This is a genomic window from Amycolatopsis pretoriensis (assembly GCF_900107925.1).
Classification (GTDB): Bacteria; Actinomycetota; Actinomycetes; order Mycobacteriales; family Pseudonocardiaceae; genus Amycolatopsis; species Amycolatopsis pretoriensis.
In genome coordinates this window covers 271,949-287,973 of the sequence record NZ_FNUJ01000006.1, presented here as the reverse complement: position 1 = coordinate 287,973, position 16,025 = coordinate 271,949, and the positions used below count along the sequence as shown (strand labels likewise).

14 protein-coding genes are annotated in these 16,025 nt (G+C 71.1%); 8 read left to right on the top strand and 6 right to left on the bottom strand.

Annotation, left to right across the window (positions count from 1 at the left end; all coding sequences use genetic code 11):
* Window positions 1–58 precede the first annotated feature (58 nt).
* The 6 genes from BLV96_RS27335 to BLV96_RS27310 all read left to right on the top strand — a co-directional run bounded on the left by BLV96_RS27335 (window position 59) and on the right by BLV96_RS27310 (window position 7,920).
* A complete protein-coding gene (locus BLV96_RS27335; protein WP_086684080.1) occupies window positions 59–1,300 on the top strand; it encodes an Nramp family divalent metal transporter in 1,242 nt (413 codons plus the stop codon).
* 4 nt (window positions 1,301–1,304) lie between these two features.
* Window positions 1,305–1,739, top strand: a complete 435-nt coding sequence (locus BLV96_RS27330) for a hypothetical protein (protein ID WP_086684076.1) — start codon at window positions 1,305–1,307, stop codon at window positions 1,737–1,739.
* Between the two features lie 77 nt (window positions 1,740–1,816).
* Window positions 1,817–3,310, top strand: a complete 1,494-nt coding sequence (locus tag BLV96_RS27325; protein WP_086684073.1) for a serine/threonine-protein kinase — start codon at window positions 1,817–1,819, stop codon at window positions 3,308–3,310.
* A 101-nt stretch (window positions 3,311–3,411) separates the two neighbouring features.
* Entirely contained in the window at window positions 3,412–4,425 is a 1,014-nt protein-coding gene (gene dapA / locus BLV96_RS27320; protein WP_091389570.1) for a 4-hydroxy-tetrahydrodipicolinate synthase, read from the top strand.
* Window positions 4,422–6,119, top strand: coding sequence for a ribonuclease J (locus tag BLV96_RS27315; RefSeq protein WP_167379751.1), 1,698 nt, complete (start codon window positions 4,422–4,424; stop codon window positions 6,117–6,119). The genes dapA and BLV96_RS27315 overlap by 4 nt, the downstream gene beginning before the upstream one ends.
* 160 nt (window positions 6,120–6,279) lie before the next feature.
* Window positions 6,280–7,920 carry a VWA domain-containing protein gene (locus tag BLV96_RS27310; protein WP_244180512.1) on the top strand — a complete coding sequence of 547 codons (1,641 nt, stop codon included), beginning with the start codon at window positions 6,280–6,282 and terminating at the stop codon, window positions 7,918–7,920.
* Here BLV96_RS27310 and BLV96_RS27305 read toward each other — a convergent pair.
* The 5 genes from BLV96_RS27305 to BLV96_RS27285 all read right to left on the bottom strand — a co-directional run bounded on the left by BLV96_RS27305 (window position 7,874) and on the right by BLV96_RS27285 (window position 12,310).
* On the bottom strand, window positions 7,874–9,244 hold the full coding sequence (locus BLV96_RS27305; protein WP_086684221.1) for an amino acid permease: 1,371 nt from the start codon (window positions 9,242–9,244) through the stop codon (window positions 7,874–7,876). The genes BLV96_RS27310 and BLV96_RS27305 overlap by 47 nt on opposite strands.
* A gap of 41 nt (window positions 9,245–9,285) precedes the next feature.
* Window positions 9,286–10,233: an EamA family transporter gene (locus tag BLV96_RS27300; protein WP_086684232.1), complete on the bottom strand. Its 948-nt coding sequence runs from the start codon at window positions 10,231–10,233 to the stop codon at window positions 9,286–9,288.
* 49 nt (window positions 10,234–10,282) lie between these two features.
* The gene (gene wrbA, locus BLV96_RS27295; protein WP_086684229.1) at window positions 10,283–10,897 is read right to left on the bottom strand and encodes an NAD(P)H:quinone oxidoreductase; all 615 of its coding nucleotides are present in this window, start codon (window positions 10,895–10,897) and stop codon (window positions 10,283–10,285) included.
* A 54-nt stretch (window positions 10,898–10,951) separates the two neighbouring features.
* Window positions 10,952–11,407, bottom strand: coding sequence for a hypothetical protein (locus BLV96_RS27290; protein ID WP_086684218.1), 456 nt, complete (start codon window positions 11,405–11,407; stop codon window positions 10,952–10,954).
* An 87-nt stretch (window positions 11,408–11,494) separates the two neighbouring features.
* Window positions 11,495–12,310 carry a lysophospholipid acyltransferase family protein gene (locus tag BLV96_RS27285; protein ID WP_167379750.1) on the bottom strand — a complete coding sequence of 272 codons (816 nt, stop codon included), beginning with the start codon at window positions 12,308–12,310 and terminating at the stop codon, window positions 11,495–11,497.
* A gap of 302 nt (window positions 12,311–12,612) precedes the next feature.
* Between BLV96_RS27285 and BLV96_RS27280 the strand changes: the two genes are divergently transcribed.
* Together BLV96_RS27280 and BLV96_RS27275 are read left to right on the top strand one after the other, a co-directional pair.
* Window positions 12,613–15,093: a DNA translocase FtsK gene (locus tag BLV96_RS27280; RefSeq protein WP_091389567.1), complete on the top strand. Its 2,481-nt coding sequence runs from the start codon at window positions 12,613–12,615 to the stop codon at window positions 15,091–15,093.
* Window positions 15,094–15,129: 36 nt separating this feature from the next.
* Complete coding sequence (locus BLV96_RS27275; protein WP_244180511.1) at window positions 15,130–15,558, top strand: hypothetical protein; 429 nt, start codon at window positions 15,130–15,132, stop codon at window positions 15,556–15,558.
* A gap of 3 nt (window positions 15,559–15,561) precedes the next feature.
* Here the strand turns inward: BLV96_RS27275 and BLV96_RS27270 are convergent, their stop codons facing one another.
* On the bottom strand, window positions 15,562–15,996 hold the full coding sequence (locus BLV96_RS27270) for a phospholipase (RefSeq protein WP_086677033.1): 435 nt from the start codon (window positions 15,994–15,996) through the stop codon (window positions 15,562–15,564).
* Window positions 15,997–16,025: the final 29 nt, after the last annotated feature.

Sequence of the window (16,025 nt, the reverse complement as noted above, 5' to 3'; positions counted from 1 at the left end):
TTCGGCACGCCTAAACTTCGATTTGGGATCCCCGACACCCGGTTGAGAGGCAGACGACATGGCGGTCACCGAGGCTGTCCGGCCGAGACTCGCGACGCGCCTGCGCGCCGGGTCGGCCCTGCTCGGCCCGGCGTTCGTCGCCGCGATCGCCTACGTCGACCCGGGGAACGTCGCCTCCAACATCAGCGCCGGCGCCCGCTACGGCTACCTGCTGGTCTGGGTGATCGTCGCGGCGAACCTGATGGCCGTGCTCGTGCAGTACCTGTCCGCGAAGCTCGGGCTGGTCAGCGGGATGTCGCTGCCGGAGGCCCTGCGCGCCCGGCTGTCGCGGCCCGCGCGGCTGGCCTACTGGCTGCAGGCCGAGGTCGTCGCCATCGCCACCGACCTCGCCGAGGTCGTCGGCGGCGCCATCGCGCTGTACCTGCTGTTCGACCTGCCGCTGGTCATCGGCGGCCTGATCACCGGCGCGGTTTCGCTGACGCTGCTGGTGGTCCAGGACCGCGGCGGCCAGCGGACGTTCGAACGCGTGGTCACCGGCCTGCTGCTGGTCATCGCGGTCGGCTTCCTGGCGAGCCTGTTCGTCGAGCCGCCGTCCGCGGCCGACACGCTCGGCGGGCTGGTGCCGAAGTTCGACGGCGCGGGCAGCGTCCTCATCGCGGCCGCGATGCTGGGCGCGACCGTCATGCCGCACGCCGTCTACCTGCACTCCGGTCTGGTCCGCGACCGCCACGGCCGCGCGGAGGGGACGAGCAAGCGACGCCTGCTGCGCGCCACCCGTGCCGACGTCGGCCTGGCGATGCTGCTCGCGGGCGCGGTGAACCTCGGCATGCTGCTGCTCGCCGCGACGAACCTGCAGGGCCAGGCGGGCGTCGACAGCATCGAGGGCGCGCACCACGCGGTCTCGCTGGCGCTCGGCCCCGGCATCGCGCTGATGTTCGCCATCGGCCTGCTGGCCTCGGGGCTCGCGTCGACGTCGGTGGGCGCGTACGCCGGCGCGATGATCATGCAGGGCCTGCTGCACAAGCGGATCCCGCTCGTCCTGCGCCGCCTTGTCACGCTCACCCCGGCGATCGTGGTGCTCGCCCTGGGCGCCGACCCGAGCGCGGCCCTGGTCGTCTCGCAGGTGGTGCTGTCGTTCGGCATCCCGTTCGCGCTCGTGCCGCTGATCCGGCTGACGGCCGACCGGCGGCTGATGGGCGACGACGTCAACCGGCGGCTCACGACGGTCGCGGCGTCGGTCGTCGCAGGCGTTATCATCGCGTTGAACCTCGTCCTGATCCACCTGACTGTCACCGGCTGAGCGGATGGCCTGGATCTACGCCCTCAACGCCGAATGCGGCCCGCGCGAAAACCACGCCCGCGACCTCGCCCGCCACTTCGAAGGCTGGCCGGCGAGGGTCTTCTCCGACGGCGCCGGCTGGTGGTGCGGCATCGCGCCCGAAGACCTCAGCAGCAACGGCGCGCACACCGCCGCGGAAGCGGCGGCCATGACCGCGGCCGGGCGGCAGCTCTACTGGCTGCTGCGGACCGCCCCGCCGGTCTACCGCTACGCCCTCGCCGGGGTCGAGACCGACGAGTTCCGCACGTACGCCGACCTGGTGGCCGAGCGGGACCTGACGATCTTCCCGGGGCTCGTGGTCAGTGAGGACATCTGGGCCGCCGCCGGCCGGCGCGCCGCGTTCAGCGACTTCGCGCCGGGCTACCGCTGGCTCCCGTACCGGGGCGAAACGCACCGCTGAGTCACAATTCCGCGGAACCCCGGGCGCTCCGCGGCGGTCCGACTAGCATCTGCGCGACCGCCGCCAAAAGGAGCATCGTGACCGACGAACAGACCCGGCCGTATCCACCGCAGGCGCCCGCCACGCCTGGTCAGCGGGTGGTCGCGGGCCGTTACGCGCTCCTGGGCGAGCTGGGCCGCGGTGGCATGGGGGTCGTGTGGCGGGCGCAGGACCAGGTCATCGGCCGCCAGGTCGCGGTCAAGGAACTGCGGCTGCCCGACGCCGAGTCGGCCGCCGTCTTCTCCGAGCGCGCGCTGCGCGAGGTGCGCACCGGCGGGCGGCTCAACGACCCCGCGGTCGTCACGGTCTACGACGTCGTCACCGACGGCGGCACCACGTTCATCGTCATGGAGCTCGTCGAAGCGCCGTCGCTGGCCGACCTCGTGCGCCAGCGCGGCCCGATGCCCGCCGCGCAGGCCGCGATGATGGGGGAGCGGGTCCTCGCCGCGCTGCAGGCGGCGCACGCGGCCGGGATCGTGCACCGGGACGTCAAGCCGGCGAACATCCTGGTCGCGCCGGACGGCCGCGTGAAGCTCACCGACTTCGGCATCGCCCACGCCGTCGACGACCCGCGCCTGACCACCAGCGGCATGATCGTCGGCTCGCCCGCGTTCATGGCGCCCGAGCGCGTCGAAGGCCGCGAAGCGATGCCCGCGTCCGACCTGTGGTCCCTGGGCGCGACGCTGTTCTTCGCCGTCGAAGGCACGCTCCCGTTCGAGCGCGCGACCACGGCCGCGACGCTGCACGCGATCATGACCGAGATCCCGTACCTGACCCGCGGCCACGGCCCGCTCGCCGCGGCGATCCTCGGCCTGCTCGTCGCCAACCCCGACGCTCGGCTCACCGCGGCGCAGGCGCAGAACCTGCTGACCACGGCGCAGGGCATGCGGCCCACGCCGCCGGGCGGCACCGCGATGGTCCAGCCGATGACCCGGCTCGCGTCCCAGCCGCCGAAGAAGAACCTGCGCGCGCTGTGGCTGGCTCTGGCCGCGGTGGCGGTCATCGGTGCCCTGATCGGCGGTTTCTTCGCCGGCAAGGCGTACGAGACGCCGGCCGCCGACAAGCAGAAGCAGCCGACCATGACCTTCGGCGTCAACGGCCAGCTGCGGGTCGACATCACCGACTACTACCGCTGCTACAACGGGCCGGTCCAGGACGGCGCGGTCATCAGCAAGGACGACAACCACACCGAGTGCGACAAGAGCCACACCCTCGAGGTCTACGAGATCGGCGGCCTGCTGTCGGTCGAGAACTGGAACTCCGACGACGCCAAGGTGGCGGCCTACCCCGGGCAGCCCGCGGTGACGGCGAGCGCCGAAGCGGCGTGCGCGACCGCGTTCCGCTCGTCGATCGTCCCCGACACCAAGCGGCCGGACCTGACCTTCCGCGCGATCGTCCCCACCCAGGCCGAATGGGAGCGCGCGCCGTCCGCCGACAGCGGCAGCGACGGGCCGACCCGCGAGTTCTACTGCCTGCTGACGCGCGCCGACGGCGGGCCCATCACCGCGCCGATCGTGACCAAGGTCAAGTAGAAGTTCCGCGACGAACGGCCGGGGCCCGGAAATCCTCCGCACTTCGCCGCCCCTGACCAGGTCGGCGCGGTTTTGTCGGTGCGACGGGGTACCGTCTGGGCATGTCCAACCCACCTACCGCAGCGCCCGGACGGCCGTTCGGGCGCGTGCTCACCGCGATGGTCACCCCCTTCGACGCCGAGGGCGCGCTGGACCTGAAGCGGGCGCAGGAGCTGGCCGAGCACCTCGTGGAGCTGGGCAACGACGGTCTCGTGGTCAACGGCACCACCGGCGAGAGCCCGACCACGAGCGACGCGGAGAAGCAGGAGCTCGTCCGCGCCGTGGTCGAGGCCGTCGGCGACCGCGCGACCGTCGTGGCCGGCGCGGGCACCAACAACACGGCCCACAGCATCGAGCAGGCGAAGCAGGCCGAAGCGGCCGGCGCGCACGGCCTGCTGGTCGTCACCCCGTACTACTCGCGTCCCAGCCAAGCCGGCCTGCACGCACACTTCACCACCGTCGCGGACAGCACCGGCCTGCCGGTGATGCTCTACGACATCCCGCCGCGCTCGGTCGTGCCGATCGAGGTCGACACGCTGCTGCGGCTGGCCGAGCACCCGCGGATCGTCGCGGTCAAGGACGCCAAGGGCGACCTGATCGCCGGCTCCGAGGTCATCGCGAGCACCCACCTCGCGTACTACTCCGGCGACGACGGCCTGAACCTGCCGTGGATCTCCGTCGGCGGCACCGGCGTGGTGAGTGTGATCGGTCACGTCGTCGCGGGCCGGATCCGCGCGATGATCGACGCCTACGAGAACGGCGACACGTCCACCGCGCGCACCAACCACCGCGGCATGCTGCCGGTGCTGCGCGCGATGTCGCGGGTCGGCGGGGTCGCGTTCAGCAAGACGGCGCTGCGGCTGCGCGGCTTCGACGTCGGCGACCCGCGGCTGCCGATCGTGGCCCCGACCGCCGAGCAGGCCACCTTGATCGCCGCCGATCTCGGCCGGGGCGGCGTGCCGCTGGGCGACACGGCGGCCCAGGACTGGCATGGTGAGCGGGTGGCACAAGCAGACTCGAGGGCCGCCTACGTGGCGCCGACCTCGCACACCAGCGTTGGGACCCTGCCTCGGTGACTTCACTTCCCCCCGGTCCAGGCCCCACCAACGCCCCGCCCGCACTCCCCGAGGGAGCCCTGCGCGTCGTCGCGCTGGGCGGCATCGGCGAGGTCGGGCGCAACATGACCGTTTTCGAGTTCGGCGGCCGGCTGCTCATCGTCGACTGCGGGGTCCTCTTCCCCGAGGACGACCAGCCCGGCGTCGACTTGATCCTGCCGGACTTCCGCGCGATCGAGGACCGCCTCGACGACATCGAAGGCCTGGTGCTCACCCACGGGCACGAGGACCACATCGGTGCCGTCCCGTTCCTCCTGCGCCTGCGCCCGGACCTGCCGATCTACGGCTCGCGGTTCACCAACGCGCTGCTCGCGGCGAAGGCCAAGGAGCACCGGCAGCGGCCGAAGCTGATCGAGGTCCGCGAAGGCGAGCGCCGCGACGTCGGCGTGTTCAACCTCGAGTTCTTCGCGGTGAACCACTCGATCCCGGACGCGCTGGCCGTGGCCATCCGCACCCCGGCGGGCGTGGTCCTGCACACCGGCGACATCAAGCTCGACCAGCTCCCGCTGGACGGGCGCCTCACCGACCTGGCCGGGTTCTCCCGGCTCGGCGACGAGGGCGTCGACCTGTTCTGCGTCGACTCGACCAACGCCGAGGTCCCCGGGTTCGTCATGCCCGAGCGGGACATCGGCCCGGTCCTCGACGACGTCATCCGGCGCGTGGACCAGCGCGTGATCGTGGCGTGCTTCGCCAGCCACGTCCACCGCGTCCAGCAGGTCCTCGACGCCGCGCAGCGGCATGGCCGCCGGATCGCGTTCGTCGGCCGGTCGATGGTCCGGAACATGGGGATCGCGGCCGAGCTGGGCCTGCTGAACGTGCCCGACGGCCTGCTCGTCGACCTCGACCAGGCCAGCACGCTGCCCGAGAGCAAGGTCCTGTTCGTCTCGACGGGTTCGCAGGGCGAGCCGCTCTCGGCGCTGTCGCGGATGGCGCGGGGCGAGCACCGGCAGATCTCGATCCGCGCGGGCGACACCGTCGTGCTGGCCAGCTCGATGATCCCGGGCAACGAAACCGCGGTGTTCGGCGTGGTCAACGGCCTGACCCGGCTCGGCGCCAACGTCGTGCACCAGGGCAACGCGAAGGTCCACGTGTCCGGCCACGCGTCGGCGGGCGAGCTGCTGTACCTGTACAACGCGGTGCGCCCGAGCAACGTCATGCCGGTCCACGGCGAGTGGAAGCACCTGCGCGCGAACGGCGAGCTGGCGATCCGCACCGGCGTCGCCCCGGAGAACGTGGTCATCGCCGAGGACGGCGTGGTCGTCGACCTGGTCGACGGCAAGGCGTCGCGCACCGGCCGCGTCGAGGTCGGTCATGTGTACGTCGACGGCCTGTCGGTCGGCGACGTCGGCGAGTCGACCCTGTCGGACCGGCTGGTCCTCGGCGAGGGCGGGTTCATCTCGATCAGCGTCGCGGTGGACTCCAGCACCGGCCGCGCGGTCAGCAGCCCGACGGTGTCCGGCCGCGGCTTCTCCGACGACCCGAAGGCCCTGGCCGCGGTCGTCCCGCTGGTGGAGATGGAGCTGGCGCGCACGGAGGCCGAAGGCATCACCGACACGCACCGGATCGCCCAGGCGGTCCGCCGGGTGGTGGGCCGCTGGGTGGCCGACACCTACCGCCGCCGCCCGATGATCGTCCCGACGGTCATCCCGGTCTAGCCCCTTCGAAAGCCGTGAATGGCGCATTGAGGGACCAAGTGTCCCTCAATGTGCCACTGCTTTCTTGCGGATGAGGCGTTGTTAGGCCGTCCGGACCACGAACCGGTGCTTTGCCCGGCGCTAACCTGATCCCACTCGCCTCGCCGAAGAGAGGCCGCCGATGGGACGTCACTCCGACGGAAGACGCCGGTTGCTGATGCCGGTCGTCGCGACCGGGCTCGTGGTCGTCCTCGGGGCGGCGGCCTGGGTGACCGTCTCGGCGGTGAAGTCCCGGCCCACGTGCGTGCAGCCGGCGAAGGTCCTCGTCACCGCGTCCGCCGACGTCGCGCCCGCGCTGTCGCTCGTCGCCCGGGATCTGAACCTGTCGTGCGGTTCCGTCGAGGTCCAGACCAGGGAGCCGGCGTCGGCCGCCGAGCGGCTCGCCATGTCCGACGGCAGCCCGCGCCCGCAGGTGTGGGTGCCGGACTCGACCCTCGCACTGCGGCGCGCCCACCGGCTCGGCGCCGCCGACGTCCCCGAGTCCGGGGCGTCGGTGGCCAGCTCACCGGTGGTGCTGGCCACCGCGGAGGACGTCGTCAAGGGCCTCGGCTGGCCCGAGCGGACGCCGGCCTGGGCCGACGTGCTGGGCGCGCCGGGGACCGTCCCGGGGATGTCCGACCCGGCCCGCGACGCGGTCGGCGCGCTGGCGCTGCTCGGGCTGAAGGAGAGCGTCCGGCCGGCGCCCGAGCCCGCGGGCGCGTACGTCGCGCTGCTGCGGCGGTTCTCGGCCAACACGCTCGGCGCGGAGACGGACCTGATCGCGCGGCTGCCGGGATCGAGCGGCAGCGGCGGCACGGCATCGGTGACGGCGTTCCCCGCGTCGGAGAATTCGGTGCTGCGCCACAACATCGAGGACCGGTCGTCGCCGCTGGTTGCCGTCTACGCGACGGCAGTGCCCACGTTGGACTACCCGTTCGCGGAGCTGGGCGGGATCACCCCGCAGCAGCGCCCGATCGTCGACGCGCTGCGCGACGCGGTCCTCGGCGACGCGGGCGCGGACGCGATCGCGAAGACGGGCCTGCGCGCGGCGGGCGGCCAGGCCCTGCGCGACCGAGCCGACGACCCACGCGTATCACCACCGGGCATCCGCACGGCGAGCCTCCCCGCCGCGGGCGCGGTCGACGAGCTGCTCAACCAGTGGGCCGGGGTCAACCTGAGCGCGCGGGTGCAGGTGCTCGTCGACGTGTCGGGCTCGATGAACGCGCAGGTGCCGGGGACGGGGCTGAACCGCATGCAGGTGTCGATGCAGGCGACGGAGAAGGCCATGCACCTGTTCAAGCCGACGACCCAGCTGCGCATGCTGGCGTTCTCGACCCGCCTGGACGGCGACAAGGACTACCGCGAGCTGCTGCCGATGGCATCGGTGGCCCAGCACCTGTCGAGCGGGGCGTTGGACCGGCTGGCCCAGGTGAAGGCCACCCCGGACGGCGGAACGGGGCTGTACGACAGCGTGCTGGACACGTACCGGACGGCTCGCCGGGAGTGGGAGCCAGGGCGGTTGAACCTGGTGATAGTCCTGACGGACGGCCGCAACGAGGACGCGCACAGCATTTCCCGGGCGGAGGTGCTGGCGGAGCTGACGAAGCTGCAGGACCCCCACCGCCCGATCCCGCTGATCGGAGTGGGCATCGGCCCGGACGCGGACAAAGCAGAACTGGACGAACTGACCGCGGCGACGGGCGGCCAGGCATTCCTGGCACCGGACCCGGCGAAGATCACGGACGTGTTCTTCGGTGCTCTGTCCCGGATCGCCGGCGGATGAGGGCGTACACCCCGAGGATTACCGCCAAGCTGATCAAGCTCAAGTACAACTGGGAACGCGCGTCCTCGTCCACGAACAACATCGAAGCCACGACCACCAAGGTCAAAACCAAGGTCAACCAGCTCAACCACGGATACCCCCACATCCGCAGCTTCAACTTCTCCGGCGCTTCCGACTCCAGCCGCCGCCGCATTCGCAGTTGTGATCCGCAAATGATCGCGTACACGAACAGCGCCACCGCGCCCGCCGAATTGATGATGAAGTAGAAGATCTTGTCCGGGGACACGTAGCTCATCACCACTGCCACGTAACCGACCGAAGTGGACACCAGGATCGCCTTCCACGGCACCCCGCGCTTGTTCGTGTCCGCGATCCACGCCGGCGCCCAGCCGTGGCGGCGCAGGGCGAACAACATGCGGGATGCCGTGTACAGTCCCGAATTCAGCACCGACAGCGCCGCCGTCAGGACGACCGCGCTGACCACTGTGGACGCCGCCGGGACGCCGAAGCGGCCGAACGCCGCCGCGAACGGGCTGGTCTCCGTCGGGATCTCGCGCCACGGCGTGATCATCACCAGCAAGGCCACCGAACCCACGTAGAACACGATCACGCGCCACACGATCGTCGACGTCGCCTTGCGGACCGCCGTCTCCGGCTGGTCGGACTCCGCCGCCGCGATCGTCACGATCTCCGCGCCGAAATAGGAGAAAATCACGATCACCACGCCGTGGACGACCGAAAAACCGCCGTTCGGCACGAAGCCGTCGAGGCTGATGTTGCCCACCGAAAAGTGCGCGTCCGGCCAGAGCCCGAGCACAAACAGCAGGCCCAGCACCAAGAACACCACGATCGTCGCGACCTTGATGGACGCCAGCCAGAACTCCGTCTCGCCGAACGACCGCGCCGACGCCAGGTTCGTCGCCGTCAGCAGCAGCATCAGCGCCAGCGAGAACACCCATTGCGGCACACCGGGAATCCAGCCCTGCAGGATCTTCGCGCCGGCCACCGCCTCGAACGCGACCACGCCGACCCAGAAGTACCAGTACAGCCAGCCGATCGTGAAGCCCGCCCAGCCGCCGAGCGACTCCCGCGCGTACTCCATGAACGAGCCGAGCGCCGGCGCGGCCGTCGCCATCTCGCCGAGCATGCGCATCACGAGCACGACCAGCAGCCCGCCCAGCGCGTAGGACAGCACCGCCGCCGGGCCCACCGTGTGGATCACCGCGCCGCTGCCGATGAACAGGCTCGCGCCGATGATGCCGCCGAGGGCGATCATCCGGACGTGCCGCTGCCGGAGTTCGGGCCGCAGCCCCGACGTCGTCATGGTGGGGGATTGTCGCATTCCGGCGCCATCCCGTGAAGAACTCAGCTCGTCAGGATTTCCGACTTCCGCTGCACCAGGTACGCCCCGCCCAGCAGGATCGCCGAGCCGAGCAGCTGCAGCCACGTGAGCTCCTCGCCGAGCAGCGCCCACGCCGTCACGGTGACGATCACCGGCTCGACCAGGCCGATCACGCTCGCGACCGACGCCGGCAGGTGCCGCAGCGACGAGATCCCGAAGACGTAGGCGAACACCGTCGCCACCAACACCAGCAGAACCAGCAGCAGCCACACCGGCGGCTGCCACGGGCCGAACGCGACGTCCGTGCCCAGCAGCTCCAGCGGCCACGTCCACGGCGGCGCGACGACGCCGACCAGCACCGCGCCGATCACCATGCCCCACGTGACCAGGCCCAACGGGTCGATGTCGGCCACCGCGCGCTCGCCGAGCAGGAAGTACCCGGCCGAACACAGGGCCGCGCCGAAACCGGCGAGCAGCCCGAGGCCGTTCAGCGTGACGCCCTGCCAGACCTGCGCGACCAGCGACAGCCCGAGCATGGCCAGCGCGATGCCGCCCCACACCGACCGCGGCAGCCGGTGCCGCCGCACGAACCGCACCCACAGCGCGATGAGCACCGGCGAGACGAACTCCAGCAGGATCGCGATGCCGACCGGGATCCGGCCCGCGGCGACGAAGTAGAGCAGCTGCACCCCGGCGACGCCGAGCAGGCCGTAGCCGCCCAGCACCGGCAGCTCGGCCCGGCGCACCCGCAGCTTGCGCGGCGCGATCAGCGCCACCCCGGCGAGCAGCACGAGCCCGGCGACGCCGATCCGCATCGAGGCCACCTGCTCCGGGCTGAACCCGGCGGACATCGCGGACTTGCCCAGCGTGCCCGACGTGCTGAAGAACAGCGCGGCGAGCAGGACGAGGGTCGTCCCGCGGCCGCGGTGGGCCACCCGGGGTGGCGCGAGGACGGGCAGCTCGGTGGTCACCACCGCGACTGTAGGGCCCACCGCGTCACTGCCAAAGCCCTTTTTCCGGTTATTCGGACTGCTTGAGCCCGGTCGCGACGTGCGTGGTGATCGTCGCGAGCCGGCGCCCCTGGACGCGCAGCGCGCCGAGCGCGAGGTCGTCCGGCGCCGCGGACTTGCGGGAGACGAACGAGCCGCCGTACGGGTTGCCGGACTCCATCAGGTGCGGATCGGTGTAGCCGAGCGGGACGACGATCGCTCCCCAGTGGTAGAAGACGTTGTTGATCGCCAGCAGCGTCGACTCGAGACCGCCGTGCCGGGTGGACGCCGTCGTGAACGACGTCGCGACCTTGTCGGCGAGCTTTCCCTGGGCCCACAAGCCACCCGTGCTGTCCAAATAGGACTTGAGTTGCGCCGCCGGGCCGCCGAAGCGGGTCGGGCTGCCGACGGCGAGCCCGTCCGCCCACTGGAGGTCGTCGAGGGTGGCGAGCTCGTGGTGCGGCCCCGAATCGATCCACGCCTGCCAGCGCGGGTTCTTCGCGATGGCGTCGGCGGGGACGGTCTCCGGCACGGTCCGCACCCGCACCTCGGCCCCGGTCTCGCGCGCACCCGCGGCGAGCGACTCGGCGAGGGCGGCGGTGTTCCCGGTCGAGCTGTAGTAGACGACGAGTATCCGTGTGCTCACGCCCACCGACTCTAGGGGAGCCGCGCGCGGGTCTCAGGATCCGGACGGGGGTTTTCAGCAGCCCTGCCGGCCGCTGTCGATCACGGCGTACTCCTCGTGCCAGAAGACCCAGCCGATGGCGGCCACGCAGCGGTTCGCCGTGCCCGTGACTCCCTTCGGGCCCGCGTAGTACTTGTAGATGCCGGTGTCCGGGGTCGACGAGCGGTCCGGAGTGCACGGCTGGCCTTCGCCACTGGTTTCCACGCAGCGCTGGATCTTCACGTAGGTCTCCGCGGCCACGCCGTAACTGGCGCCGCGGTGGTAGAAGCAGGCGCTGTTGGTCCCGCCGTCGGAGCTGTTGTAGTAGATCGTCAGCTCGCCCAAGCCGAGGGTGCCACTGCTGCTGTCGTAGGTCTTCGTCCCCGAGCACGACACCGCGGCGCTCGCCGGTACCGCCGTGACGGCCCCGGTGGTCAGCACGATGCCGAGCACGGCCAGAACCGAACCCGTGGCCTTCGCGATCCTTCGCATGGAACCCTGCCCCTCTGCGTCACCGACGAGAACGCAGCACTCACGCCCGCCGTGGGAGAAGGGTTTAGCCGACGCGCGGAACCAGGGTCAGGATCCGGGCTTCGGCTTCCACGGGCTGACCGTGTCCGTCGGGCGCGTCGGGTCGTGGAACCGGGGGCGGTCCAGCTCGCCCGCGCGCAGCGGGACGAGACCGTCCGCGATCGCCTGCATGATCTTCGCGTGCGCGCGCACGCCGGCGCCGGGGCGCTCCGGCTCGACGTCCGACAGGTCGACGGGATCGCCGAAGTGCACCCGGAACTTCGGCCGGCGCAGGGGAGCGCTGAGCCCGGAGCGGGCGAGCGGAACGAGGTCGGCGGGGCCGTTGACGGTCTCGGTGCCCCAGTAGACGGCCTCGTGCGCGCCCCACTGGCTGATCGGGATCACGGGCACGCCGGACGCGAGCGCCAGCCGGGCCGCGCCGGTCTTGCCGCGTTCGGGCCAGAGGCCGGGATCGTGGCTGATCCGGCCCTCGGGGTAGACGATGATCGGCTCACGGGTGGTCTTGAGCGCCTCGACGGCCTCGGCGAACTGCCCGACGGCGGTCCCGGCGTGCTTGCGGTCGACGCGCAGGTGGCCGCTGACCCGCAGCGCGGGGCCGATGACCGGGGCGTCCAGGATGCCGCCGGCCAGCATGAACCGCGGGTTGATGCCGATCCGCTTGCACGCCGCCATCAGCACGAACGCGTCGAAGACGCCGATGTGGTTGGCCGTCATCAGCAGGGGCTTGCCGCGCAGCTGGGCGGGGATGCGCCCGGTGATGGTCAGCCGGCCGACCAGGTTCACCAGCCCGCGGTCGATGTTCAGCATGGTCCGCCAGATGGCGGGGGCCCGGCGGGAGGTGTTGTCGGAGTGCAGCGCGACCATGGGGCAGAGCATGGCAGACGCCGATTTCACCCGAATGCGCACTCGCCGAATCGGTTGAGGCGTCCCGTCGAGCGGTAGAGAACGATCGATCTTTCCGCCGTTAGAACGATCGATCTTTCCGGTTCCGGAACGACCAGTCGTTCCGGCGGGAGAACGACCGGTCTTTCCAAAGCCGGAACGACCGGTCACTCCGCCGCCCGGCTCACCCGGATGGCCGCTTAAGCCCACTGTGAGGCAGAAGTTCACCCTGAGCCGAGAGTGGCGCATGGGACGAACGCCGACGGCCGGTTACCGTAAAAGGCATGGCTGGGTCGGCGACGAGGAAGCGAAGCACGAGTAGCGGCGCGAAGGGAGCAGCGGCGCGTAAGCCGCGCACACCCGCGAAGTCCCGTCCAGCCGCCCGCAAACCAGCCCCCCGAGCCCGCCGCAAAACGCCCGGGATCTTCGGCAAAGGCGTCCGCGGCACCTGGAACCTCCTGGCCAAGGGCATCGGCACCCTGGCCCGCACGGTCGGCCGCACCCGCGAACTCGAACCCGAACACCGCCGCGACGGCGTGGCCCTGGGCCTGATCGCCCTGGCCATCATCGCGGCCGTCGGGGTCTGGTGGCGGGCCGCCGGCCCGATCGGGGCCGGGGTCGAGATCGCCACCCGGAGCGTCCTCGGCGCCGGAGCCGTCACGCTGCCCCTGGTCCTCGTGGTCGTCGCCGTCGCGCTCATGCGGTCCGAGCCGCACCCGGAAACCCGGCCGCGGATGGTCATCGGGACGATCATGGTCGTCCTGTCGGTGCTCGGGATGCTGCACATCTTCACCGCGCTCCCGGCCACCAACGACGGCCGCATGTACGCCGGCGGCATCATCGGCGCCTTCTCCGGCGGCCTGCTCACCATGGGCGTCACGACCTGGGTCGCCGTCCCGCTCCTGATCCTCGCGCTCGTCTTCGGCGTGCTCGTCTTCACCGGCACCCCCGTCCGCGAGATCCCGACGCGACTGCGCAACTGGGGCCTCGACGAAGAAGAACTCGCCGAGGCCGAGCAGCAGAAGTCCGGCTTCGCCACCGACGAAGACGCCGTCACCGACGCCGACCCGAAGGCCGCCCGCCTGCGCAAGCCGTCGCGCCGCCGTCAGGCCAGCGACGCCAACCCCGAGCAGCTCGACATCGACGCCGCCCTGGCCGAGGTGCCGACCCCGATCAAGCCGCCCAAGGCCAAGCCCGCGCCGGAGGTCGTCGAAAAGAAGCCGAAGAAGGCCCCCGAGCCGCCGCTGGCGGTCACCCGGACCGTCGAGGGCGACTACCAGCTCCCGCCGCCCGACCTGCTGAAGCTCGGCGACGCGCCGAAGTCCCGCAGCAAGGCCAACGACGCCATGATCGAGGCGATCACCGGCGTGCTGGAGCAGTTCAGCATCGACGCGCAGGTCACCGGCTTCACCCGCGGCCCCACGGTCACGCGCTACGAGGTCGAGCTCGGCCCGGGCGTGAAGGTCGAGAAGATCACCGCGCTGACCAAGAACATCGCGTACGCCGTCGCGACCGACAACGTCCGGCTGCTGGCGCCGATCCCGGGCAAGTCCGCGGTGGGCATCGAGGTGCCGAACTCCGACCGCGAGATGGTCCGCCTGGGTGACGTCCTGCGGGCGCCGTCCACGGTCAAGGACAACCACCCGATGGTGATCGGCCTCGGCAAGGACATCGAGGGCCACTTCGTCACCGCGAACCTGACGAAGATGCCGCACCTGCTGGTCGCGGGCTCCACCGGTTCCGGTAAGTCCAGCTTCGTCAACTCGATGCTGGTGTCGCTGCTCGCGCGCTCGACGCCGGACGAGTGCCGGATGATCCTGATCGACCCGAAGATGGTCGAGCTGACGCCCTACGAGGGCATCCCGCACCTGATCACGCCCATCATCACCCAGCCGAAGAAGGCCGCCGCCGCGCTGGCCTGGCTGGTGGAGGAGATGGAGCAGCGCTACCAGGACATGCAGGTCAACAAGGTCCGGCACATCGACGACTACAACAAGAAGGTGAAGTCCGGCGAGATCACCGCGCCGCCGGGCTCGGAGCGCGAGTACCGGCCGTACCCGTACATCATGGCGATCGTCGACGAGCTCGCCGACCTGATGATGACCGCCCCGCGCGACGTCGAGGACGCGATCGTCCGGATCACCCAGAAGGCGCGCGCGGCGGGCATCCACCTGGTCCTGGCGACGCAGCGGCCGTCGGTCGACGTCGTCACCGGCCTGATCAAGACCAACGTGCCCTCGCGGCTGGCCTTCGCGACGTCGTCGCTGACGGACTCGCGGGTCATCCTCGACCAGCCGGGCGCGGAGAAGCTCATCGGCATGGGCGACGCGCTCTACCTGCCGATGGGTGCCGGCAAGCCGGTCCGAATCCAGGGCGCGTTCGTCGGCGACGAGGAGATCTCCGCCGTCGTCAACTACGCCAAGGAGCAGGCGCAACCGGACTACCAGGACGGCGTCACCGCGCAGAAGGCCGGCGAGAAGAAGGAGATCGACCCGGACATCGGGGACGACCTGGACGTCCTGCTGCAGGCGGCCGAGCTGATCGTGACGTCCCAGTTCGGCTCGACGTCGATGCTGCAGCGCAAGCTGCGGGTCGGGTTCGCCAAGGCGGGGCGCCTGATGGACCTGCTGGAGAGCCGGGGGATCGTCGGCCCGTCGGAGGGCTCGAAGGCCCGTGACGTGCTGATCAAGCCCGAGGAGCTGGACTCGGTCCTGTACCTGATCCGCGGCGGCGACCCGTCGCCGGCGGACTCGGACGACGAATAGTGCAACCCGCCGCCGCCCCCGTTCCGTCCTGAGCACGTGGACCTACAGCGCTTCGCAGCCGGACTGTTCGCCATCGCCGTCGTCGCGGTGGGCGCCGGGAGCACGGCGGCCGCCCAGCAGGCCGCCCCGGCGCGGCCGTCGTCGCCCTCGACCGTCAGCACCGCCCCGCGGGGCGACGTCACCCTGCACGTCGGGCAGGAGGCCGCGATCCAGGGGAAGGACCTGGCGGTCCGCTACCTGCGCGTGGTCTCCGACTCGCGGTGCCGGCCGAACATGACGTGCATCTGGCAGGGCGAGGCGACGCTCGCGTTCCTGCTGAGCGAGCCCGGCCGCGGGGAAAGCACCACGGCCGAGCTGCACAGCGGACCCCGGACCGGCCCCCAGGCGACCTCGTTCGCCGCCAGCCGGGTCGAGCTGGTGTCGGTGAGCGAAGACGGCCAGGAGGCCACGATCCGGGTCAGCTGAGGCTCAGCCGCCGAACTTGCGGACCGCCTGGTAGTACGTCCACGCCGCGCCCTTGCAGGCCACGTTCGAGCCGCACACGCTCTTCAGGTCCGAGTACAGGTTGTCGTCGATCTTCAACCGGTTCGCCTCGGTGAAGCGGCCCTGCTTCTTGTAGTTGCGGTACCCGAAGTCGTGCCGGTGGCAGCCCGGGAGGAACTTCCAGCCGAACGGGTTGTCCGGGGCCCACGAGCAGCCGTCGGACGACCAGTCGAGCTGGCCGTTGTAGGGTGCCTGGCCCCGGATCGTCTCGAAGCTCGAGAGCGAGGTGCTGAAGAGGTACTGGTCGGTCACGGTCGGGATGTCGACCGCCGCCGCCGTGCCGGCGCCCAGCAGGGCGCCTCCGCCGACAGTCGCGGCCACCGCGATGGTGGCCCCCAGGTTCCGCAGAGTCGTGCGCATCTTGTGCGTTCCTTGCTGATCAGGTGGGA